The organism is Rhizobium leguminosarum bv. viciae USDA 2370 (assembly GCF_002008365.1).
In the GTDB taxonomy this organism is placed as follows: Bacteria; Pseudomonadota; Alphaproteobacteria; order Rhizobiales; family Rhizobiaceae; genus Rhizobium; species Rhizobium leguminosarum.
The window spans coordinates 255,203-277,586 of record NZ_MRDL01000007.1 but is presented as its reverse complement, the minus strand read 5'-3'; the positions used below and the strand labels follow the sequence as shown (position 1 = coordinate 277,586).

The window sequence follows — 22,384 nt, the reverse complement described above, 5'->3', positions numbered from 1 at the left end:
TTCCAAGGAATAAACCAATGCGTATTCGTCTTCTCATCACCGTCATGGCCACCATCGTCGCCGGGCTCTCCGCCTGCCAGACGATGACGCCGGAGGAGCGGCGGGCGGCGGATGAGCAGCGGTGCCTCAGCTATGGCTTCCGGCGCGGCACGGATGGTTTTGCCACCTGCCTGCAGCGCATCGATCTCGACCGGCGCGCCGAATCGCGGGCGCAGAGTGCCGAGATGATGCAGAGCATGGCCTGGGATCTGAACGGGCCTTATATCTACCGCGATCGCTGGCGGTATCATCACTGAGCGCCACGGGCGCCCTGCCCCAACTCCACCGAATATCTTACAAGCCTGCCCGCAGCTCTTTCGGACCGCGCCGGACCTCGTCCAGACCATTTGAAATCACCGCTTGCGCCGCTGCCAGCCTGGCGATCGGCACGCGGAACGGCGAGCAGGAGACATAGTCGAGGCCGATCGTCTCGCAGAAGCGGATCGAGGCCGGGTCGCCGCCATGTTCGCCGCAGATGCCGAGCTTCATGTCGTTGCGGGTGCGCCTGCCGCGTTCGGCGGCGATGCTGATCAATTCGCCGACACCGTCGAAATCGAGCGAGATGAAGGGATCGTGCTCGATAATGCCCTTGCGCTGATAGGTGGGGATGAAGGCCGAGGCATCGTCGCGCGAGATGCCGAAGGTGGTCTGCGTCAGGTCGTTGGTGCCGAAGGAGAAGAATTCGGCGGCTTCGGCGATCACATGGGCGCGAAGGGCCGCGCGCGGCAGCTCGATCATCGTGCCGACGAGATAATCGATCTTCATGCCGGCCTCGCTCATCACGTCGCCGGCGACGGCATCGATCCGCGCCTTGACGTAATCGAGCTCGGCGCGCAGGCCGACGAGCGGCACCATGATTTCCGGCACGACGGCAGCCCCGGTCTCCTGGGCCGCGGCAATCGCCGCCTCGAAGATGGCACGGGCCTGCATTTCGACGATTTCGGGATAGGAGATCGCCAGCCGGCAGCCGCGATGGCCGAGCATCGGGTTGAACTCGTGCAGCGCATCGACGCGCTGGCGAAGCACGGAGGGCTCCATGCCCATGGCGAAGGCGACCTCGGCCACCTCGTCGTCTGTTTTCGGCAGGAATTCGTGCAGCGGCGGATCGAGCAGGCGGATCGTTACCGGCAGGCCGTGCATGACGGTGAAGAGGCCGGTGAAATCCAGCCGCTGCATCGGCAGCAGCTTGTCGAGCGCCAGCCGCCTGCCCGTCTCATCGACGGCAAGGATCATCTCGCGCATCACATGGATGCGCTCACCCTCGAAGAACATGTGCTCGGTGCGGCAAAGGCCGATGCCTTCGGCGCCGAAGGAGCGGGCGGCCAGCGCATCGGCCGGCGTATCGGCATTGGTGCGCACCGTCATGCGCCGAGCGCGGTCGGCCCAGCCCATGATGCGGCCGAAATCGCCCGACAGCGCCGGCTGGATCATCGGCACCTCGCCCTTCAACACCTGGCCGGCCGAGCCGTCGATGGTGATGATATCGCCCTTCTTCAGCGTGACGCCGATGCCGAGCAGCCGCTCGTTGCGCTGATCGATGCGCATGGTGCCGGCGCCGACGACGCAGGGGATGCCCATGCCGCGGGCAACGACCGCCGCATGGCTGGTCATGCCGCCGCGCGTCGTCAGGATGCCTTCAGCGGCATGCATGCCGTGAATATCCTCGGGGCTGGTCTCAACCCTGAGCAGGATGACCTTGCGGCCTTCGGATTCCGCCTCGACGGCCTCTTCGGCGGTGAAGACGATGGCGCCGGTGGCAGCGCCCGGCGACGCCGGCAGCCCGGTGCCGATCACCTGGCGGGTGACGCGCGGATCGATGGTGGGATGCAGCAGCTGGTCGAGGCTGGAGGGCTCGATGCGCAACACCGCCTCATCCTCGGTGATCACGCCCTCGTCGACCATGTCGACGGCGATCTTCATTGCCGCCCGGGTCGAGCGCTTGCCCGAACGGGTCTGCAGCATCCACAGCCTGCCGCGCTCGATGGTGAATTCGATATCCTGCATGTCGCGGTAATGGATCTCGAGCTCGGTGCAGATGTGGCAGAGCTCGCGAAACGCCTCGGGCATCAGCTTTTCCATCGAGGGTTTTTCGGAGCCCGAGGAAATCCGCCCCTCCTCGGTGATGCTCTGCGGCGTGCGAATGCCGGCCACCACATCCTCGCCCTGGGCATTGACCAGGAATTCGCCGTAAAGCGCCCTCTCGCCGGTCGAGGGGTTGCGGGTGAAGGCAACGCCGGTGGCGGACGAATTGCCGAGATTGCCGAAGACCATCGCCTGGATGTTGATCGCCGTGCCCCAGCCTTCCGGAATATTGTGGAGCTGGCGGTAGGTGACAGCGCGCGCGCTCATCCAGCTGGAAAAGACGGCGCCGACCGCGCCCCAGAGCTGGACTTCGGGATCCTGCGGGAATTCCCGCTCCAGCTCCTCCTCGATCAGCTTCTTGTAGAGCGAGACGATATGCTGCCATTCCGAGGCGCTGAGTTCGGTATCGAATTCATGGCCGAGCTTGGCCTTCTCGTCTTCCAGGATCTCCTCGAAGGCGTCGTTGCCGAGGCCCATGACGACATCGGCATACATCTGGATGAAGCGGCGGTAGCTGTCCCAGGCAAAACGCGCGTCGCCGGCATCATGACCCAGCGCCTGCACGGTCTCGTCGTTGAGGCCGAGATTGAGCACCGTGTCCATCATCCCCGGCATCGAGACGCGGGCGCCGGAGCGCACCGAGAGCAGCAGCGGCTGGCTGACGGAGCCGAAGTGGCGGCCGGTGACCGCCTCGATCGCCGATATGCCGGCGCGCACCTCAGCCTTCACCGCATCCTCGATATGGCGGCCATTCTTGTAATAGGTGTTGCAGGCGTCGCTGACGATCGTCAGCCCCGGCGGCACCGGCAATCCGAGCGCGCACATTTCCGCCAGATTGGCGCCCTTGCCGCCCAGAATCTCGTGATCGCGCGCCCGGCCCTCAGCCTGCCCGTCGCCGAACCTATAGACCCACTTGGTCATCTTCCCCCCAACACCAAATCGGGATCAGCTTAATCCGTTGGTGTTGAAATGAAAATCGACAAATGCGGCAGAATGTTGCGCTGCACAATAAATCTTGGCCGTGGCCGGCATCGAAACGGTTGAAAGGCGCCCAAACAGCAAACAAGGCATAAAAAAAGCTTTGCGGGACTGCAACAATGTCCCGCAAAGCCTTGTTTCCGTCCGGCCAGGAAAACCGGACGGGGGGTCCCTCAACCCAGGAACGGCTCAGCTTTTTGTAAAGAGAACCGCTCTGACCTCGTCATACGCAATTCCTGAGAAAATAGATCGCTACTTCCCAAGATTTGCTCTCGGTTTCCGGTTCTTGCCCTCGCCCGGAAAACCGCACGCAAATTCGACAATGCGCAACCTTTGGTCGCCCGCTTTCCAGCAGAGTAATTAGGTTGCGTTGAAACAACTTCTAATGCAAGTCAGCGAAAAGAGCATCACCCAAATGGGGTACAAGCGACAAGAGAGCCGACCTTTTTTGGTGTTTATTGCTCGGCCCTTGATTTTACGCAATTTCCGGGCGCAAAACCGCGCCGCACCTTTGCTGAAATTGCGTCCGCCTGGTTTCACGCAATCCCGAACGGAAAACCGCTGCGCACTTTTCCTGGAATTATTGTCTTTGGTTTCGCAATTCCGGACGGAAAACCGCTGCGCACTTTTCCTGGAATTATTGTCTTTGGTTTCGCAATTCCGGACGGAAAACCGCTGCGCACTTTTCCTGGAATTGCTTTAGGCAATCTCGCGCAGGCGCTCGGCCATTTGCAGGTCGACGGAGACGAGCTGGGAGACGCCCTGTTCGGCCATGGTGACGCCGAAGAGGCGGTTCATGCGGGCCATGGTGATCGGGTTGTGGGTGATGATGACGAAGCGGGTTTCGGTGGAAGCCGCCATTTCGTCCATCAGATTGCAGTAGCGCTCGACATTGTGGTCGTCGAGCGGCGCGTCCACTTCGTCGAGCACGCAGATCGGCGCCGGATTGGTGAGGAAGACGGCGAAGATCAGCGCCATTGCCGTCAGCGCTTGCTCGCCGCCCGAGAGCAGCGTCATGGTCTGCGGCTTCTTGCCGGGCGGACGGGCGAGGATTTCCAGGCCGGCTTCGAGCGGATCGTCGGATTCGATCAGCTGCAGCTCGGCGGTGCCGCCGCCGAAAAGATGGGTGAACAGCCGCTGGAACTGGGCATTGACGATGTCGAAGGCGGCGATCAGCCGCTCGCGGCCCTCGCGGTTGAGGCTCTGGATGGCGCCGCGCAGCTTGCGGATCGCATCGATGACGTCGTCGCGTTCCTTGATCAGCGCTTCGAGCTTCTCGCTCAGCTCCTTCTGCTCCTCGTCGGCGCGCAGGTTGACGGCGCCCAGCCGCTCGCGCTCGATCCGCAGGCGTTCCAGCTCGCGCTCGACTTCGCGCGGATCGGGAAGCGCCTGCATGGTCGGGCGCCCGGTCAGCTGCAGCGCCTCGTGCGGCGCGACGTTCAGGACCTCGCGGATGCGGCCTTCGCTTTCCTGCCGCTTCTCGCGGGCGGAGACCAGGCGCTCCTCGGCACGGCCGCGGCGTTCACGGCATTCGGCAAGTTCCGACAGCGCCGTCGTCGCCTTTTGGTCGGCCTCGCGCTGGATGCGTTCGGCCTCAGCCAGCAGATCGCTGGCCTGGCGGCGCGCCTCCTCGGCCTTCTGCAATTCGCTAAGCAAGGCGCGGCGCTTGTCGTCGAATTCATCCGGCGCCAGTTCGAGCTCGGCTGCCTCTTCGCGCGCCTCTTCCTCGCGTTCGCGCAGCGTCGCGACATGATCTTCGGCGCTTGCCGCCCGCTGGCGCCAGGTGTCGCGCTCCTGGCCGATCGCCATGATGCGGCGCTGGCGGGCTTCGTTTTCCCTCGCCAGGCTTTCATGGCGGGCGCGGCTTTCGGCCAGCGCTCCACGATCGGTCGCAACTTCCGCCTGCTGGAACCGCAGCCGCTCGTCGATCGCAGTCAGATCGGGCGCGTCCTCCAGCTCGATGCGGGCATTTTCTTCCTGGATGGCGATCTCCTCCAGCTGCGCGCGCAGCTGGCTGGCGGCCTCGCTGACGACATCGCGGCGGCGAATGAGATCGCCGGAGGCACGCTCGGCGGCGGCAAGCGCATCACGCGCTTCGGCGAGATGGCGCGCCGACAGGCGGCTCATGTCACGCGCCTCGGCAAGCCGGCGCTCCTCGGCGCGGATCGCTTCCGCTGCCGCTGCCTGCCGCTCTTCGGCTTCGGCAAGCACGTCGCGGGCAAGGGCTGCTTCGCTTTCGAGCTCGGCCAGGCGGTTCTTCTGGGCAAGGCGGAGCGCCGCGGCACTTGGGGCGTCGGCACCGGTGACATGGCCGTCCCAGCGATAGACCGCACCCTCTTTCGTCACCAGCCGCTGGCCGGGCTTCAGCGCCGCCATCAGCGACTCGGCATCGCCTTCCGCGACCAGGCCGATCTGGCGCAGCCGGCGGGTGAGTGCCGCCGGCGCGCGGACATGGGCAAGCAGCGGCGCAACACCGGATGGAAGGACGGGATCGCTGGCGCCATCGCCATTATCCGACCAATGGGCCGGCGCCTCGGCATCAAGCGGCGATTCCAGATCGTCGCCGAGGGCAGCACCGAGTGCGGTCTCGAAGCCGCGGTCGACCTTCAGTTCGTCGGCAACCGGCGGAAATTTGCCGGCGGCAGCACCGGCGGCGAGCATGCGGGAGATGGTGCGGGCCTCGGTTTCCAGCGCATTCAGGCTCGAGCGGGCCTGATCGACCGGCGCGCGCGACAGCGCCTCGGTCTGGCGGGCAACGGCAAGCGCCTGGTCGACCAGCTGAACGGCGGCTTCGGCGTCGGCGACGGCGATCTCGCCGGCCTCGACGATGGCGCGTTTTTCGTCGGGATCGGGCAGGCCGGCGATCTTCTCGCCGACAGCGGACAGTTCCTGGTTTGCCTCATCCATCTGGCGTTCGAGGCGCATCCGGCGGTCGGTGAGATCGCGGATGGCGCGTTCCAGCTGGTTGCGGCCGGCAGCCGCCTCGGCGCGCTCGGCCGTCAGCGCTGTAAAGATGCGCTCGCTGTCGGCAAGCTTTGCCGCCGCCTCCTCGAAGGCCTCGCGGGTTTCCTCGGCATAACGGCCGGAATCGGCAAGGATTTCTGAAATCTCCGCCTCTTCGGCATCGAGCCTCGCCAGGATGACGGCATTGTCGGCCACCAGCCGCTCCTCGCGGCTTATATCTTCCGCAAGCTGGGCGAGACGGCGGGTCAGCTCGTCGCGGCGGCGCAGAATGCGGCCGGCATCCTCCTCCAGCTGGCTTCTGGCGATCTGCAGGCGCTGCAGGGCGGCGGCGGCACGCGCCTCGCCCTCGCGCAGTTCCGGCAGCTTCAGGCTGGCGATGCCCTGGTTCTTCGCCGCCTCCATCTGCATCTGCGCCTTTTCGGCGACGACTGAGGTCGCCTGGTTCAGCGCGCTGTCGGCCTCGGCCTCGGCCTCCTTGGCCTGCACCCAGCGGATATGCAGCAGCATTGCCTCGCGGGCACGGATATCGGCAGACAGCGTCTTGAAGCGATTTGCCTGGCGGGCCTGGCGCTTCAGGCTTTCGATCTGGCTTTCGAGCTGCGAGGTGACGTCGTCGAGACGTTCGAGATTGCCTTCGGCGGCGCGCAGCCGCAGTTCGGCCTCGTGGCGGCGGGAATGCAGGCCTGAGATGCCGGCCGCCTCTTCGAGCAGCTGGCGGCGGGCCTGCGGCTTGGCCTGGATCAGCTCGCCGATACGCCCCTGCCCGACCATCGACGGCGACCGGGCGCCGGTGGAGGCGTCGGCAAACAGCAGCTGCACGTCCTTGGCGCGGCTTTCCTTGCCGTTGATGCGATAGAGCGAACCCTGTTCACGCTCGATGCGGCGGGTGACCTGGATCTCGTCGCTGTCGTTGAAGGCGGCAGGCGCGGTGCGCTCGCCATTGTCGAGATAGAGCGCCACTTCGGCGGTATTGCGCGCCGGGCGGTTGCCGGAACCCGAAAAGATCACGTCGTCCATGCCGGAGGCGCGCATGTTCTTGTAGGAATTCTCGCCCATCACCCAGCGCAGCGCCTCGACGAGATTAGACTTGCCGCAGCCGTTCGGGCCGACAACGCCGGTCAGCCCGCGCTCGATGATGAATTCCGTCGGCTCGACGAAGGATTTGAAGCCGACCAGGCGCAGCTTGTTGAACTTCATGCAGAAGCTCCGCAGCGCGGGACGGGCTTGTCATGCAGCCACAAAAAAACGGGCGCACGGCTTTCGCCGTCGCCCGTTCTATCGAAACGATCCGGTTCAGAGCAGGCTGTCGATAAGCTTCGACATGGTGTCAACCGGCATGTCTCCAGAGTAGCGCTTGCCATTGATCAGGAAAGTCGGGGTGGCGTTGACGCCAAAATCCTTGGAACCTCTTTCCCGCGTGGCGTTCACTTCATCCAGAAGCTTCTGGTTCGTCAAGCATTTCGTGAAGCTATCCTCAGTAAATCCGGCAAGCTTCGACATCTGCAGCAGTGCGGCGCGGCCGTCATCGGCGGCGGCCCAGATCTGCTGCTGCTTGAAGAGCATCGAAACCATCGGGAAATACTGTTCCGGCGTGCTCAACTGTTCCGGATTGGAGGCGCTGCAGCGGGCGAGCATGAAGGCTGCGGCAGCGCGCGGGTCGAAGGGGAATTCGCGGATGATGAACTGCACCTTGCCGCTGTCGACGTACTTCTGCTTGATCGTGTCGAAGGTGGTGTTGTGGAAATGAGCGCAATGCGGGCAGGTCATCGACATATATTCGACGATCTTGACCGGGGCGTCGGCCTTCCCAAGCGCCATTTCCGGCAGCGCGCCGGGCTTCAGCACTGCGGCCATGTCGACATCGCCGTCGGACTGCGGCATTTCGGTCGCCGCTGTGGCCGCCGTCTGCATGGTGTCGACATTGGTGCCATCAGCCATGGTCTTGCCGGAGGACGAAGCATCGGCAGCGTCCTTACTGTCGTTGCAGGCGACAAGCGCAACGGCAGCTGCGGCGATGGCGATACCGCTGAGCAGGCGGCGTTTCGTCAGTTGCATTTCGGACATCTGCATGGATTCCCCATAACTAATGAGATTGACGGCGTGACTGTGCGATATAACGGCTGACGGCCGCTCACAAGCCACGCTTCACCAACTTCCTTCAAAGAATTGTGACCGCGGGAAGACGACTAGACCAAAAATTGCAAGATTGGTCCGTCTGCGAATTTTGCCGATAGATATCGCGGCGGCTGCCAGCCGGTATCGGCTGGTCGATGAAACTCAATTGTCCACCCCGTAACGCGCCGTCAGCTCGGCCAACGGCACGCTATCGCCCTCGTCGCGGCGAAGTTCTTCGAGGCGCCTTTTGGCAAGATAGACATCTTCCAGATCGTCGAGATGCGCGAGGATGGCTTGCCGCACATAGAAGCTCTTGCTGCGGCCGGTACGCCTGGAAAGCTCATTCAGCCGCGCTTCGATATCAGGGGGCAACTGCAAGACCAGCATGATTTTTCTCCCGTCTGCTATATACAAATATGGCATCCGAAGCGTTTTGCCAGTGCCTCTACACCGCCGAGGAAAGTTCAAGAGGGTAGCGTCAAGGTTCGGTGAAGATGTCGAGGATCAGCGTCGTAGCGGCTGCTCGGAGCCCGCAAAGCTCTCGATCATGGCCTCGATGACACGTTCACGATCAAGCACTTCCGCATTGAATGGCAGGCCGACCGGATAACAGAGGGGATCGGATTCGGCGGTATAGACCAACGCTTAGGCGCACTTGCGCGTGAACTGGGCGCGGATCGCCTGGCGGCGTTCTTCGGGCGGCTGATCCTTGGTCTCGGCGAGGAGCTTGCGCATGCGCGGGCTGAGCACCAGGCCGTCAACCGCACTGATCTTTTCAGCACAGGCTTCAGTCAGGCCGCCGGTCTTGGCGTTGCCGGTCAAGTTGGGCGTTTTGCTCATCAGCGTTGATTCCCCCGCTTGCCCATCACCGCTGTCCCCAAGCGCTGGATTGCCTGGCGCAGCTTGTCGTTCTCGATCCCCTCCATCATGCCTTCGAGCTTGCGGGCGGCTTCGCCTTTCAGCGGCGCCGGGGTGCGGGAGCGGCGGATCGGTTGTGAGACCGGCTTCTGGACGATGCGGATCTGGTGGACGGCGGCAAAGCCGAAGAAGCTGTTGATGCGCTGGATGAGTTCGCCCTGGGCATGGGTGAGGAAGAGCGCACGCGCGCCTTCGCAGGCAATGGTCAGCACGCCGGGGCGGAAGCCGCCGACCTCATTGCCGCCGCGGGCCCAGGCGATCTTTTCCGGCCGGGTGCAATCGGCGAAATCCTCGCCGGCGATTTCGCTCCACGAGCCGAGCAGAGCCGTGCTGATGCCGGCGCGCCGGGCAAGAACGGGATCGATCAGCCCGTTCGCCAGCTCGGAGATCTGCTTCACATCTTTGCGTGGATAACTCATCGAAACCCTTCGGCGCCGCCGCCAATTCGCGCTTCAATTCGCATAGGCGACTTGATCGCGCGGCATTGCTTCGCCAAGTATAGGCACTTCCCCCCATCGCGGCAAATCATGACGATCACCACACTCGACACGCCCTCAGCAAAGCCCCTGCTCGACTGGTACGATCGCCACCACCGCGAGCTGCCCTGGCGCGTTTCGCCCGGCATGGCGGCCCGCGGCGTCAAGGCCGATCCCTATCGCGTCTGGCTGTCCGAGGTGATGCTGCAGCAGACGACGGTGCAGGCGGTCAAACCCTATTTCGAGCGGTTTCTGCAGCGCTGGCCCGAGGTGACCGATCTTGCCGCGGCCGAAAACGACGCGGTGATGGCCGCCTGGGCAGGGCTTGGCTATTACGCGCGGGCTCGCAACCTGAAGAAATGCGCCGAAGCGGTGGCAAGAGAGCATGGCGGCGTCTTTCCCGACACCGAAGAAGGCCTCAAATCCCTGCCCGGGATCGGCGACTATACGGCGGCGGCCGTCGCGGCCATCGCCTTCAACCGGCAGGCGGCTGTCATGGACGGCAATGTCGAGCGAGTGATCTCCAGGCTCTATGCGATCGCCACGCCGCTTCCGGCGGCAAAGCCGGCGATGAGAGAGAAGGTGGCGCGGTTGACGCCCGCCGATCGGCCCGGCGATTTCGCCCAGGCGATGATGGATCTGGGTGCCACGATCTGCACGCCGAAGCGGCCGGCCTGTTCGCTCTGTCCGTTCCGGGGGGCGTGCGAGGCGCTCAAACTTTCCGATCCCGAGCTCTTTCCGGTCAAGGCGGCGAAGAAGGAGAAGCCGGTCAGATATGGCGCGGCCTTCATCGCGGTAACAGGCGATGGCGAGATCCTGTTGCGGCGGCGCATCGACAGCGGCCTGCTCGGCGGCATGACCGAGGTGCCGACGACCGCGTGGACAGCGCGCATCGACGGCGAGACCTCGGCTGCGGCCGCTCCCTTCGAAGCGGCATGGCAGGCCTCTGGCACCGTCATCCATGTCTTCACCCATTTCGAGCTCAGGCTTTCGATCTGGCGTGCGGCAATCGCTGCCAAGGTCGCCATGGATGACGGCCCGGATGACGGATGGTGGGAGCCGGTTACAAATCTTGAAGCCCAGGCCTTGCCGACCATCATGAAAAAAGCGATCGCAGCGGCTATTCCTCTCGCGTTTAAAACATCCAAGGGATGACCATGACCACCGACATAAGACATATCGTTTTCGATATCGGCAAAGTCCTTATTCATTACGATCCGCATCTTCCCTTCAGCCGCCTCATCCCCGATGAAACGGAGCGCAACTGGTTCTTCGCCAATGTCTGCACCCATGACTGGAACATCGAGCAGGACCGCGGCCGCACATGGGCGGAAGCCGAAGCGCTGCTGATCGAACAGCACCCGGCGCGTGAAGAGCATATCCGCGCCTTCCGCAAATATTGGCACGAGATGGTGCCGCACGCCTATGACGACAGCGTCGCCATCATGGAAGGGCTGATTGCCGAGGGGCGTGACGTAACGATGCTGACAAACTTCGCCTCCGACACCTTCCGCGAGGCGCAGGCGCGCTTTCCCTTCCTCAACCTACCGCGTGGCGTTACCGTTTCCGGCGATGTCGGCCTGATCAAGCCGGATATCGCCATCTACGAGACGCATACGAAAAGTTTCGGCCTCGATCCCGCTGCGACGATCTTCATCGACGACGCACCGGTCAATGTCGAAGGTGCCAAGGCCTATGGCTGGAATGCGGTGCTGTTTTCGGGGCCCGAGAAGCTGCGCAGCGATCTCACGGCTTACGGATTGAAGGTCTGAGACCCATGGCATTCGACCCCGCAGAAGAGATCGAACGTTTTCACGCCGCCATCAACGCCCTCGATTTTCCCGCCATCGAGGCCTATTTCGCCGAGGATGCCACCTATGTCTCGAACGGCGTCGGCAGCCTTGCCGGCCGCGCCGAGATCATGGCTGCCTTCCGGCGTTATTTCGACGACTATCCCGATCAGACGGCGGAAAATTCGCTGGTGGAAACGTTGACGCCGCTCTCCGGCCGATCGGTCTGGTCGGTGCGCGCCACCCACAGCAAATCAGGCAAGCCGCTGATCCGCGAGGGTGAGGAGACGATCACCTTCAATGCGGAAGGGCGCGTCACGCGGGTCGACGTCACCGATTACCAGGAGTTCTGACTGGAGCAATTCCAGCAAAAGTGTAGAGCGGTTTTGCGTCCGGAATTGCGCACAAACAAAAGAAGACGCCCGGGGCTTGACCCCGGGCGCCTTGATCTTCTTCCGCAACTGGAGGGAAATCGGAAGAAGGTATCTCGATCTCGCGAAGGTGGTGCTCACTCCGCCTTTGCCAGATCACTGCGGATGACGGACCTGAGATCGTCGATCGGGCGCAGGGACTGCCCGTCTTCGAAATGCCAGAAGGTCCATCCGTTGCATGCATCGAGACCCTGCACCTTGGCGCCGAGACGATGAATGGAGCCGGCCTCGCCGCCTGAAGCGACCGTGCCGTCGGCGCGGACGATGGCGCTATAGCGGCGCTTGGCGTCGGTCAGCACCTGGCCGGGCTTGATCAGGCCGCTTTCAACCAGCACGTTGAAGGCGACGCGGACTTCGGCCTTCTTGCCGGTCATGACGGTCAGTTCCGCCTTGCCGAGCGGCTCGACGGCGGCGATGCGGGCCGAGGCCGCATCGATATAATCCTGTTCGCGCTCGATGCCGACGAAGTGGCGGCCGAGACGCTTGGCGACCGCACCCGTCGTTCCCGAGCCGAAGAAGGGATCGAGCACGATATCGCCGGGCTTGGTCGAGGCCATGATGACGCGGGCAAGCAGCGCCTCGGGCTTTTGTGTCGGATGCGCCTTCTTGCCGTCCTCGCCCTTCAGCCGCTCACTGCCGTTGCAAATCGGGAAGAGCCAGTCGGAGCGCATCTGCACGTCGTCATTGGCGGCCTTCAGCGCATCGTAATTGAAGGTATAGCCCTTGGCCTTGGCGCTGGGGCTTGCCCAGATCATCGTCTCATGGGCGTTCTGGAAACGGCGGCCCTTGAAATTCGGCATCGGATTGGTCTTGCGCCAGATGATGTCGTTGAGGATCCAGAAATTCAGATCCTGCAGCGTGGCGCCGACACGGAAGATATTGTGATAGGAGCCGATCACCCAGATCGAGCCTGTCGGCTTCAGCACACGCCGGCAGGCCAGCAGCCAGGCGCGGGTAAAGGCGTCATAGGCCTCGAAGGAGGCGAACTGATCCCATTCGTCGTCGACCGCATCGACCAGCGACTGATCGGGACGATGCAGCGTTCCGCCGAGCTGGAGATTGTACGGCGGGTCGGCAAAGATGATATCGACGGAGTGGCTGGGCAAAGCTTCAAGGGCGCTGACGCAATCGCCCTTGATGATCGTGTCGACCCAAGAATCCGGCCGGGAATCCGACTTGACGGAAGCCTTGAGGTCGGCAAGCGGAAAAACTGATGCCATTCTGATACTCACTCATACGCTCTACGCTTAACTGTCCGTTATGGTTACGCAACTTAGTTACCAAAGCCTGAAGCGGTGGCCGATTTCGGGAATTTATTCGGGTGGCCGATGAGTGAGCGGCAGACTTTGTCGACGCCGGCCGGCTGCCGGCGATCAGGCGGCGTCGTGAACCCTGCGGCTGTCGGCCGGCGCCTCGTCGCGTTCGAACATGCCGTAATCGCGGACGACACTGGCGATCCGCAGGCGGTAATCGGCGAAGATTCCGCCGCGTCCGGCCTGCTGCGCTGCCCGGTGCGCCTCGAGATTGCGCCACTGCTTGACGGCTTCCTCATCGCGGAAAAAGGAAAGCGACAGCAGCTTGCCCCGGTTCGTCAGGCTCTCGAAACGCTCGATCGAGATGAAGCCGTCGATCTTTTCGAGCTCAGTGCGCAGCTCGCCGGCGAGATCCAGATATTTGTGGCGTTCACCCATGTAGGGCACGACTTCGAAGATGACGGCGATCATGGCTGCACCAGCTTTGCGTGAGGAGCGGAGACATTTTTGAGGAAGATGCGATCCTCCTTCAGGATGAAGCCTTCGCGTCTGGCAAATTCATAATTCTCACGGCCGAGCGGGTCGGAAGCCAGCCTGGCGCGATAGGCCTCGTAGGCGGCGAGGCTTTCGATATTGTAGACGCCGTAAGCCGTCGTTGCCGATCCCTCATGCGGGCCGTAATAGCCGATCAGATCGGCGCCGTTTCGCGGGATCGCCTGGCCCCAGTTGCGGGCATATTCGGCAAACGCCTCCTTCTTGAAGGGGTCGATCTGATAGCGGATGAAGCAGGTAATCATATCGTTTCTCCTTTGCTGTCTCAGTGCTCTCCTGGGCCGTTTTCGCACATTGCCTGACGGCGATGCTTCGGTTACGATCGAACTATGAAGGAAGGTCCTGACATTGCGCAGATCGGCGCGCTCATCGGCGATCCCGCCCGCGCCAACATGCTGGCGGCACTCACCGGCGGCCGGGCGCTGACGGCGACCGAGCTTGCCGGCGTCGGCGGCATCACCGTACAGACGGCGAGCACGCATCTCGCCAAGCTCGAAGCCGGCGGGCTGCTTGCCCAGCGCAAGCAGGGCCGCCATCGCTATTTCACGCTGGCCGACGAGGCCGTCGCCCGGCTGATCGAAAGCATGATGGGCTTTGCCGCCGGACGCGGCCATCTGCGTCACCAGCCGGGACCGAAGGAGCCGGCGCTGCGCAAGGCGCGCATCTGCTACGATCACCTTGCCGGTGATTACGGCGTGCGCATGCTCGACAGCCTGATTGCCTCCGGCTCGATCGAGGCGGTCGGCGAAGGCCTGGCGCTGACGGAAAAGGGTGAAAGCGATCTCGAATGCATCGGCATCGATGTTCGCGACCTCAGATCGTCGCGCCGGCCGCTCTGCCGCTCCTGCCTCGACTGGAGCGAAAGACGCGCCCATCTCGCCGGCAGCCTCGGCAAGGCCCTGCTTTCAAGCTTCCTCGACAAAGGCTGGGCGCGGCGCACGGCCGAAAGCCGCTCGATCCTGTTTTCTCCGGAAGGCGACCGGCAGTTCCTGAAGCTTTTTCCGATTGATGGGTAGGTTTGTTACGAATCTGCAAAAGATTCAAGTGCAGAATCCACCTCCCTCATGCACCTGCCCTCTTTTCATCTTCCTGCCGCACATGCGCGCGCAGCGCCGCGAGAGTGAGCGCCAGGGCTGCGTGATTGCTCTCGGCTTCACCGAGCACGCTTTCACCCTCCTTGATCTCGCGCAGTTGCGCACCGTAGAGCGACTCGTCCGCTGTCTGGCGGCCGCGGGCGAGGTGCCAAACCGCATCCGGCCGGACTTCCCGGCACAGGTCGATGGCGTGATTGACGTCGTGTGTGAAGGGTCGCGCCATCAGGAAGCCGTGCTCTGACTTGATACTGCTCGGCAGGTAGTCGTTAGGACCGTCGAAATCGTTGGGCTCGGCCGGCCGGAGTTGCTTCAACAGAAAGGCACAGGTGATGAAGGCGTCGATCCGGCTGTCGGGCATGTCAGTCTTTTCCAGGGTTTCGATGATGTCCTCGAACGTCATGCAGTCTTCCTCTTCATCCATTCATTGGCATGCCGCTTGTTCTCCTCCCAAGAGCGGCGGTGGCGTCCTCCTCGATCGCCATCTAGTGCATGAGTTTGCCAAAGGTAGTCCCCGGGCTGCGGTTCGTCTGCCATGACGCGGATTTGATGGATGTCGCGCCATCCTCAACGCGGTAACAGGCTCGCCTGCTGCCAGACCATTCTCTCGGTGCTCGCAAGCTATCGGCGACTTGCCTCTAGCAGCCTTTCTTCCTCATCTTCCTTTCGATCTTGGCTCTCTTGTCGGTGCCATCCCCGGCATGCTTTCCGCCGGTCAGGGCATTATCCTTCATCGCCTGCAGCTGCGCACAGCTTCGGTGCTTGCCCTTGGCGATAACGTCGGTGGATGTGAAGGCAAACAGCAGCGCTACGGCTGCCGCCGGTCGGACGAAAGCTGAAAGCCTCATTGTCCCTCTCCTCTTGCGCATGCATGGTACGCCCCAGACCGTGAAGCAGCAATGAGCCTCGACGATCCCCCGGCACTCGCGCAGGTCCGTCATTCTATCGGCATCGGGCATCCGCTCGACCCACAAAGAGCTCAACTTCTCATCGAAAGTGAAATTTGCGCTGCAACCTATTGTTTTCGCGCCGCTAAGCGAGACGCTGCTGAGAAATCATTAAGCATGTTCTGGTACTCTCACCTTCTAAATTAACGAGAGAGCCCTATCATGGCGTCGATCCAGCATAAGATCATCATTGCGAGCATCGCGATTTTCGGGTTGGCGGGCGGCGCGACGGGCGTCGGCATCTGGTCCGCCTCGACCCTCTCCGAAAACAACGCCGACGTTGCCCGGTCGGCACAGATCCTGCGCAACCACATGCAGGCCGACATGATGCATGACGCAATGCGCGCGGACGTGCTGGCATCCATGCTGGCGTCCAATCCGGCAGCAGGCATAGAAGCTGCCGGGGTGAAGGCGGATCTGGCGGAGCACGACGCGTCGTTCCGCGAGATGATAGCTGCCAACAAGGCGCTTGCCGCCGACGAAAAGACCAAAGCGCTGCTTGCCAGCATCGAACCTCCCCTTCTGACCTATGTCGAAAGCGCCAAGAAGATTGTCGATCTGGCGAGCCAGGATCCCTCGGCGGCATTGAAGGCCTTGCCCGAATTCATGCAGCAGTTCTCGACGTTGGAATCGGCCATGGAACAGGCCGGGGATGAGATCACCGCGGCGTCGGACGAAATTTCCAAACATAGCGCCGAGATAAAAGCGTCGGTCGATATTGTTCTGAAAGCACTTCTCGCCGCGGCCGCGCTGTTTGCGCTCGGCCTCTATTTCCTGACCCGCAAGACCGTCACTAAGCCTATTCTTTCGCTTTCCAACGACATGCAAAGGCTCGCCGGTGGTGACACAGCTATTGCCTGCACCGGGATCGGCCGCACCGATGAAATCGGAACGATGGCATCGGCCGTCGAAATCTTCCGCCAGGCAGCGATTGCCAACAAGCAGCTTGAGCAAGACGCCGAGGCAGCCCGATTGCAGGGCGAAGCCGAGCGGGTCACGGCGCGCAAGCAGGCTGACGACGATGCCGCCGAACGGCTGCGGGCGGCGACATCGGGTCTCGCCGCAGGCTTAAAGCGGCTTGCATCCGGCGATCTCGCCTTCCAGATCGACGAGCCCTTCGCCCCCGATTTCGAGGGCCTCCGGCATGATTTCAACATGTCGATCCGGCAGCTCGATCAGACGCTCAGCGCGATCGCAACCGCCATTGCCGCGATCGATGAAGGCACAAGGGAAATCGCATCCGGGGCCGGCGATCTGTCGAAACGAACCGAACAGCAGGCAGCCTCTCTCGAAGAAACCGCCGCAGCGCTCGATCAGATCACCGCCAATGTCTCGAACTCCAGCAAGCGGACCGATGAGGCGCGCACTGAAGCGACCGATGCCAACCGCAACGCCGCCAAGTCTTCCGAAGTCGTGTCGCATGCCGAAGAAGCCATGCGCCGCATCGAGGCTTCGTCCCAGCAGATCTCCAGCATTATCGGCGTGATCGACGAGATCGCCTTCCAGACCAATCTGCTGGCGCTGAACGCCGGCGTCGAAGCGGCACGCGCCGGAGACGCGGGCAAGGGTTTTGCGGTGGTGGCGCAGGAAGTTCGCGAGCTCGCCCAGAGATCGGCGCAGGCGGCAAAGGAAATCAAAGGCCACATCCAGAAATCGTCGGTGGAAGTGGAAAGCGGCGTCAAACTGGTTCTCGATACCAGCCAGGTTCTGAAGGCGATCAGCGAGCAGATTGCCCGCATCAATCAGCACATGGATGCCATCGCCGTATCGGCCAGAGAGCAGTCGACCGGCCTTGCCGAAGTCAACACCGCCGTCAATTCCATGGACCAGGTGACCCAGCAGAACGCAGCGATGGTGGAGCAATCCACCGCGGCATCCGGCCAGCTTGCCCAGGAAGCTGCCAAGCTGCGCGAACTGGTTTCCCGGTTCAGGCTTCGGGCGACAGCCTCGACGCAATCTGCAGCGGGACGCCGGGGTGGGCAGCTGGCGGCCTGACGGCTGCTATCTGCTCGCCATTTGTCCATTCCCGCGCCAACCCGGCACGGCCGATCCGGCAGCGACGCCGGAGCCGGTCGCTTGCCGCATCGCAGCCATGCTTGAGATCAGGTTGAGCTTTGGCCGGGCATCGTGTAAAGCCGCAGCATTCCCGGACAAGACCCAGGCTTCCAGCCCAGACTTTCAGCAAGGCGTGAACATATGGACGGCTTCGACCTCATCATCTTCGACTGCGACGGCGTTCTCGTCGATTCGGAAATTATCGCGGCGGAAGTCGAATCAGCGCTTCTCACAGAGGCCGGATATCCGATCGGCGTCGAAGAAATGGGCGAGCGCTTCGCCGGCATGACATGGCGCAACATCCTGCTGCAGATCGAGCGCGAGGCGAGCATCCCGTTTTCGGCCTCGCTGCTCGATAAGTCAGAGAAGATGCTCGACCTCAGGCTGGCGCAGGACGTCCAGGCCATTCCGGGCGTCGAATTCGCCGTCTCCAAGCTGCCGATCAAGCGCTGCATCTGCTCGAATTCGAGCACCAAGCGGCTCGACATGATGCTGACCAAGGTGGGCCTGAAGTCGCTTTTTGCGCCGAACATTTTCTCCGCCAAGGACCTTGGCCCGGACCGCGCCAAGCCGAAGCCCGACATCTTCCTGCATGGCGCAAGCCAGATGGGTGTTTCGCCTGACAAGGTTGTTGTGGTCGAGGATTCCGTGCACGGCGTGCATGCGGCGCGCGCCGCCGGCATGCGCGTCATCGGTTTTACCGGCGCCTCGCACAGCTATCCCGCCCATGCCGACAAATTGACGGATGCCGGCGCCGAAACGGCAATCTCCCGCATGAACGACCTGCCAGGCGTCGTCGCCGCACTGGCGGCCTGGGACAACGTTCTCTAAACGCTTTAGGCCCGCAATCCGCGGGCTGTGTGGAAACCATTTCATGGTTTCTCCCACTGCTGTCCCGTTCGCGCCGATGGTTGCCCCTCACCCTAACCTTACCGGGGTGGAGGCACGTGGCTCGACCCAGGCAGAGGTGGCGGCAGCCGGATGAGGGCCGATGTCAGGTCGAAGCCCGAATTGCCTTAGCTGCTCTTCTTGGTCTTTGCCGGCTGGGTGTCGAAGCCGACATTGACGCGCACCAGAGCGCCGGAGCCGACCGGCATCTTGATGCCGTCCTTGCGGAAGATGACCTGCGCACCCGGCGTGCCCGGCGGGATCTCGGTCGGGAACTTGGTGACCTCGGAATAAAGCACGGTCTCGCCGTCGAGGACGGAGATGCGGATCGGCAGCGTCACCGGGCCTGGCGTGCCGGCCGGGCCGGCAACGAGGCGCAACTGGGCGACGACAGTCATCGTCAGGTTCGTGTCGTTCAGCGTGCACTGGCGGGTGTAATCGCCGAAGGAGGCCTGGAAGACGACCTGCTGCGGATCGTCCTTCTTGCCCTTGGCATAGGTGCGGAAGATCGCGTCCTGATCACGCATGAAGATCTGCGGGCAGGCGCCCTGGACGACGGGGGCGACCGTGCCCTGCGCCGTCGTGGCGGTGCCGATCGAAGGATTGTTCGAAGAGGGGTTGGCGGGCGCCAGCGGCATGATCTGGGCGGTGCCGTTCGGCTGGGTCGTCGGCGCTGACGACTTGCTGTCGCCGCCTATGCCGAGCGAGTTGCAACCAGTCAGCAGGGCAAGAAAATATGCGGAGACGATGAGACGCGAGACCTTGCCGAGCACCATATTCCATCCCTTGTACAAGCGTTTCTTGGAGGCCCCATGTCTTTTTCGCGAGGCCTTTCATGACGGTTTGCGATGGTCTATATCAGCGGCGCAAACAAAAATCGATTGGGTAAGCGCCGTTTTGATGCACTTTTCGACGCCGGATGCGGGCAAGTTCAAAAGCATACAAGCAGAGCCCTGCCCGCAGGGCGGCCCCTTTTCGATTTCCGGCCCAGATTTCCGGCAGAGCGGGCCATGGCGCGCCCGGCCGGATTTCCTCCAGCGATAGATCAAGGATGACGAACGTGGACTATATCTCGACCCGCGGCGAGGCCCCTTCCCTCGGCTTTTGCGACGCCCTTTTGACGGGGCTGGCGCGCGACGGCGGGCTCTACGTTCCCTCGAAATGGCCGAGCTTTTCCAAGAAGGAGATCCGGGCGCTCAGAGGCAAGACCTATCAGGAGATCGCCTTCACCATCCTGTCGCCCTTCACCAATGGCGAGATCCCCGACGATACCTTCCGGGCGATGATCGACGAGGCCTATGGCACTTTCCGCCATCCGGCGATCGCGCCGCTCGTCCAGACCGGGCCGAACAGCTTCGTCATGGAGCTTTTCCACGGCACGACGCTCGCCTTCAAGGACGTGGCGATGCAATTGCTTGCCCGGCTGATGGACTATGCGCTCGAGAAGCGCGGCGAGCGGGCGACGATCGTCGGCGCCACCTCGGGCGATACCGGCGGGGCGGCGATCGACGCTTTCGCCGGCCGCGAGCGCACCGACATCTTCATCCTCTTCCCGCACGGCAAGGTCTCGCCGGTGCAGCAGCGGCAGATGACGACGTCGTCTTCATCAAATGTGCATGCGCTTGCCGTCGAGGGCAATTTCGACGATTGCCAGAACCTCGTGAAGGCGATGTTCAACGACGTGGCCTTCCGCGACAAGGTCCGGCTGTCAGGGGTCAACTCGATCAACTGGGCGCGGATCATGGCCCAGATCGTCTATTATTTCACGGCGGCGGTGGCGCTTGGCGGACCGGACCGGAAGATCTCGTTCACGGTGCCCACAGGCAATTTCGGCGATATTTTCGCCGGCTACTGCGCCAAGCGCATGGGCCTGCCGATCGACCGGCTGGTGATCGCGACCAACGAGAACGACATTCTGGCGCGGGCGCTGAAGACCGGCCGCTACGACATGAAGGCGGTCAAGGCGACGAGTTCGCCGTCGATGGACATCCAGATCTCCTCGAACTTCGAACGGCTGCTCTTCGAAGCCTATGACCGCGACGCCTCGAAGGTGCGCGCGGCGATGGAAAGCCTCAAGCAATCCAACGGCTTCGAGATCGGTGCGCAAGCGCTGAAGGCGATCCGCCGCGACTTCCGCGCCGGGCGCGCCAGCGAGAAGCAAGTGGCCGAAACGATCCGCCAGACCCATGCCGAGACCGGCTATCTCCTGGATCCGCATTCGGCGATCGGCGTCTTCGTCGCGCAGAAGAAAGAAAAGCCGAATACGCCGATGGTGACGCTTTCGACCGCGCATCCGGCGAAATTCCCCGCCGCCGTAAAATCCGCCTGCGGTATTGACCCGGCGCTTCCGACGTGGCTTGCTGATCTAATGCACAGGGAGGAGCGTTTCCAGATCATCAAACCGGAGCTGAAAGCCGTTGAGACTTTTATCGGCAAGCATGCCCGCGGCGAGACGACAGCAGGCGCAGAAAGATAGCCAATGACAGTTGAGTGCACCCGGCTTAAATCCGGGCTGACAGTAGTCACAGAGACCATGCCGCATCTTGAAAGCGTTGCGCTCGGAGTCTGGATCAAATCGGGATCGCGTAACGAGACGGATAACGAGCACGGCATCGCTCATCTGCTCGAACACATGGCCTTCAAGGGCACGGCGCGCCGCACGGCCCGCCAGATTGCCGAGGAGATCGAGGATGTCGGCGGCGAAGTCAATGCCGCGACCTCGACCGAGACGACCTCCTATTATGCCCGCGTGCTCAAGGACTACGTGCCGCTTGCCGTCGACATCCTCGCCGACATCCTGACCGAATCGGCCTTCGAGGAAGAGGAGCTGGAGCGCGAGAAGCAGGTGATCCTGCAGGAGATCAACGCCGCCAACGACACGCCCGACGACGTGGTGTTCGACCGGTTCTCCGAGGTCGCCTACCGCGACCAGACGCTCGGCCGGGCGATCCTCGGCACGCCGGAGACCGTCGTCTCCTTCACGCCGCAGCAGATCCGTGGCTATCTCAGCCGCAACTACACGACCGACCGCATGTTCGTGGTCGCCACCGGCGCCGTCGAGCATGAAGAATTCCTGCGCATGGTCGAGGATCGTTTCGCGAGCCTGCCGACGGCCCCTTCCGCGCCGCCCGTCATGGAACCGGCGCGTTATATCGGCGGCAGCGTGCGCGAACCGCGCGACCTGATGGACGCGCAGATCCTGCTCGGCTTCGAAGGCAAGCCTTACCACGCCCGCGATTTCTACTGCTCGCAGATCCTCGCCAATATCCTTGGCGGCGGCATGTCCTCCAGGCTCTTCCAGGAAGTGCGCGAGTTCCGCGGCCTCTGTTATTCCGTCTATGCCTTCCACTGGGGCTTTTCCGACACCGGCATCTTCGGCATTCATGCCGCGACCGGCGGTGAAAACCTGCCGGAGCTGGTGCCCGTCATCATCGACGAGCTGCACAAATCAGCCGATCAGATCCACCAGAAGGAAATCGAGCGCGCCCGCGCCCAGATCCGCGCCCAGCTGTTGATGGGTGCGGAAAGCCCGGCGGCCCGCGCCGGCCAGATCGCAAGGCAGATGATGCTTTACGGCCGGCCGATCTCCAATCCGGAGATGATGGAGCGGCTGGAGGGCATCACCATCGAGCGGCTGACCGACCTCGCCGGCCGGCTGTTCTATGACACGGTGCCGACGCTTTCGGCGATCGGTCCGTTGGAACAGCTCGCGCCGATGGAAGACATCACCGCCTCGCTTTCGGTCCCGGCGTCGAAGACGCTGCAGGCAAGCCGCTGAGCCGACGTCTGTCCTGCCGGGAGTGAT

The 22,384-nt window shown here is 62.8% G+C and carries 22 protein-coding genes; 10 read left to right on the top strand and 12 right to left on the bottom strand.

The window, feature by feature from the left end:
- Nucleotides 1-17 precede the first annotated feature (17 nt).
- Entirely contained in the window at nt 18-296 is a 279-nt protein-coding gene (locus BS629_RS04275) for a hypothetical protein (protein WP_018240962.1), read from the top strand.
- A gap of 37 nt (nt 297-333) precedes the next feature.
- On the opposite strand, the gene ppdK is transcribed toward BS629_RS04275, so the two are convergent.
- Nucleotides 334-3,042: a pyruvate, phosphate dikinase gene (gene ppdK, locus BS629_RS04270; RefSeq protein WP_018240961.1), complete on the bottom strand. Its 2,709-nt coding sequence runs from the start codon at nt 3,040-3,042 to the stop codon at nt 334-336.
- 442 nt (nt 3,043-3,484) lie between these two features.
- Between ppdK and BS629_RS39565 the strand changes: the two genes are divergently transcribed.
- A complete protein-coding gene (locus BS629_RS39565) occupies nt 3,485-3,802 on the top strand; it encodes a hypothetical protein (protein WP_077987942.1) in 318 nt (105 codons plus the stop codon).
- Here the strand turns inward: BS629_RS39565 and BS629_RS04260 are convergent.
- The 5 genes from BS629_RS04260 to BS629_RS04240 form a co-directional block, all read right to left on the bottom strand.
- Nucleotides 3,799-7,260 (bottom strand): chromosome segregation SMC family protein, encoded by a 3,462-nt coding sequence (locus tag BS629_RS04260; protein WP_018245171.1) that lies wholly within the window; start codon nt 7,258-7,260, stop codon nt 3,799-3,801. The genes BS629_RS39565 and BS629_RS04260 overlap by 4 nt on opposite strands.
- A 96-nt stretch (nt 7,261-7,356) precedes the next feature.
- The gene (locus BS629_RS04255) at nt 7,357-8,127 is read right to left on the bottom strand and encodes a DsbA family protein (RefSeq protein ID WP_018245170.1); all 771 of its coding nucleotides are present in this window, start codon (nt 8,125-8,127) and stop codon (nt 7,357-7,359) included.
- Nucleotides 8,128-8,340: 213 nt separating this feature from the next.
- On the bottom strand, nt 8,341-8,565 hold the full coding sequence (gene relB, locus BS629_RS04250) for a type II toxin-antitoxin system RelB family antitoxin (protein WP_018245169.1): 225 nt from the start codon (nt 8,563-8,565) through the stop codon (nt 8,341-8,343).
- A gap of 258 nt (nt 8,566-8,823) precedes the next feature.
- The gene (locus BS629_RS04245; RefSeq protein WP_018245167.1) at nt 8,824-9,018 is read right to left on the bottom strand and encodes a hypothetical protein; all 195 of its coding nucleotides are present in this window, start codon (nt 9,016-9,018) and stop codon (nt 8,824-8,826) included.
- Nucleotides 9,018-9,515 (bottom strand): DUF721 domain-containing protein, encoded by a 498-nt coding sequence (locus tag BS629_RS04240; protein ID WP_018245166.1) that lies wholly within the window; start codon nt 9,513-9,515, stop codon nt 9,018-9,020. Before BS629_RS04240 ends, BS629_RS04245 begins: the two co-directional genes overlap by 1 nt.
- Before the next feature lie 108 nt (nt 9,516-9,623).
- Here BS629_RS04240 and mutY point away from each other — a divergent pair, with 108 nt between their 5' ends.
- From mutY to BS629_RS04225, 3 genes are read left to right on the top strand one after another with little or no spacing between them, the layout of a single operon-like run.
- A complete protein-coding gene (gene mutY / locus BS629_RS04235; protein ID WP_018245165.1) occupies nt 9,624-10,727 on the top strand; it encodes an A/G-specific adenine glycosylase in 1,104 nt (367 codons plus the stop codon).
- A gap of 2 nt (nt 10,728-10,729) precedes the next feature.
- Complete coding sequence (locus BS629_RS04230) at nt 10,730-11,344, top strand: HAD family hydrolase (protein ID WP_026188650.1); 615 nt, start codon at nt 10,730-10,732, stop codon at nt 11,342-11,344.
- 5 nt (nt 11,345-11,349) lie between these two features.
- Nucleotides 11,350-11,715 (top strand): nuclear transport factor 2 family protein, encoded by a 366-nt coding sequence (locus BS629_RS04225; protein ID WP_018245163.1) that lies wholly within the window; start codon nt 11,350-11,352, stop codon nt 11,713-11,715.
- A 155-nt stretch (nt 11,716-11,870) separates the two neighbouring features.
- On the opposite strand, the gene BS629_RS04220 is transcribed toward BS629_RS04225, so the two are convergent.
- The 3 genes from BS629_RS04220 to BS629_RS04210 form a co-directional block, all read right to left on the bottom strand.
- Complete coding sequence (locus BS629_RS04220; RefSeq protein WP_018245162.1) at nt 11,871-13,013, bottom strand: site-specific DNA-methyltransferase; 1,143 nt, start codon at nt 13,011-13,013, stop codon at nt 11,871-11,873.
- Nucleotides 13,014-13,166: 153 nt separating this feature from the next.
- A complete protein-coding gene (locus BS629_RS04215) occupies nt 13,167-13,517 on the bottom strand; it encodes an antibiotic biosynthesis monooxygenase family protein (protein WP_018245161.1) in 351 nt (116 codons plus the stop codon).
- Nucleotides 13,514-13,843, bottom strand: coding sequence for an NIPSNAP family protein (locus BS629_RS04210; protein ID WP_018245160.1), 330 nt, complete (start codon nt 13,841-13,843; stop codon nt 13,514-13,516). The genes BS629_RS04215 and BS629_RS04210 overlap by 4 nt, the downstream gene beginning before the upstream one ends.
- Nucleotides 13,844-13,927: 84 nt before the next feature.
- Here BS629_RS04210 and BS629_RS04205 point away from each other — a divergent pair, with 84 nt between their 5' ends.
- Nucleotides 13,928-14,614, top strand: coding sequence for an ArsR/SmtB family transcription factor (locus BS629_RS04205; protein ID WP_018245159.1), 687 nt, complete (start codon nt 13,928-13,930; stop codon nt 14,612-14,614).
- A gap of 46 nt (nt 14,615-14,660) precedes the next feature.
- Here BS629_RS04205 and BS629_RS04200 read toward each other — a convergent pair whose 3' ends face one another.
- Together BS629_RS04200 and BS629_RS04195 are read right to left on the bottom strand one after the other, a co-directional pair.
- Complete coding sequence (locus BS629_RS04200; RefSeq protein ID WP_245315051.1) at nt 14,661-15,092, bottom strand: hypothetical protein; 432 nt, start codon at nt 15,090-15,092, stop codon at nt 14,661-14,663.
- Nucleotides 15,093-15,327: 235 nt separating this feature from the next.
- Nucleotides 15,328-15,537, bottom strand: a complete 210-nt coding sequence (locus BS629_RS04195; protein ID WP_018245157.1) for a hypothetical protein — start codon at nt 15,535-15,537, stop codon at nt 15,328-15,330.
- A gap of 261 nt (nt 15,538-15,798) precedes the next feature.
- Here BS629_RS04195 and BS629_RS04190 point away from each other — a divergent pair, with 261 nt between their 5' ends.
- Together BS629_RS04190 and BS629_RS04185 are read left to right on the top strand one after the other, a co-directional pair.
- Nucleotides 15,799-17,631 carry a methyl-accepting chemotaxis protein gene (locus BS629_RS04190; RefSeq protein ID WP_018245156.1) on the top strand — a complete coding sequence of 611 codons (1,833 nt, stop codon included), beginning with the start codon at nt 15,799-15,801 and terminating at the stop codon, nt 17,629-17,631.
- Between the two features lie 201 nt (nt 17,632-17,832).
- Complete coding sequence (locus tag BS629_RS04185; protein WP_018245155.1) at nt 17,833-18,522, top strand: HAD family hydrolase; 690 nt, start codon at nt 17,833-17,835, stop codon at nt 18,520-18,522.
- A gap of 185 nt (nt 18,523-18,707) precedes the next feature.
- Here BS629_RS04185 and BS629_RS04180 read toward each other — a convergent pair whose 3' ends face one another.
- Complete coding sequence (locus BS629_RS04180; RefSeq protein WP_018245154.1) at nt 18,708-19,355, bottom strand: hypothetical protein; 648 nt, start codon at nt 19,353-19,355, stop codon at nt 18,708-18,710.
- A 275-nt stretch (nt 19,356-19,630) separates the two neighbouring features.
- Between BS629_RS04180 and thrC the strand changes: the two genes are divergently transcribed.
- Together thrC and BS629_RS04165 are read left to right on the top strand one after the other, a co-directional pair.
- Complete coding sequence (gene thrC / locus BS629_RS04170; RefSeq protein WP_018245153.1) at nt 19,631-21,055, top strand: threonine synthase; 1,425 nt, start codon at nt 19,631-19,633, stop codon at nt 21,053-21,055.
- Nucleotides 21,056-21,058: 3 nt separating this feature from the next.
- Nucleotides 21,059-22,357, top strand: coding sequence for a M16 family metallopeptidase (locus tag BS629_RS04165; protein ID WP_018245152.1), 1,299 nt, complete (start codon nt 21,059-21,061; stop codon nt 22,355-22,357).
- Nucleotides 22,358-22,384: the final 27 nt, after the last annotated feature.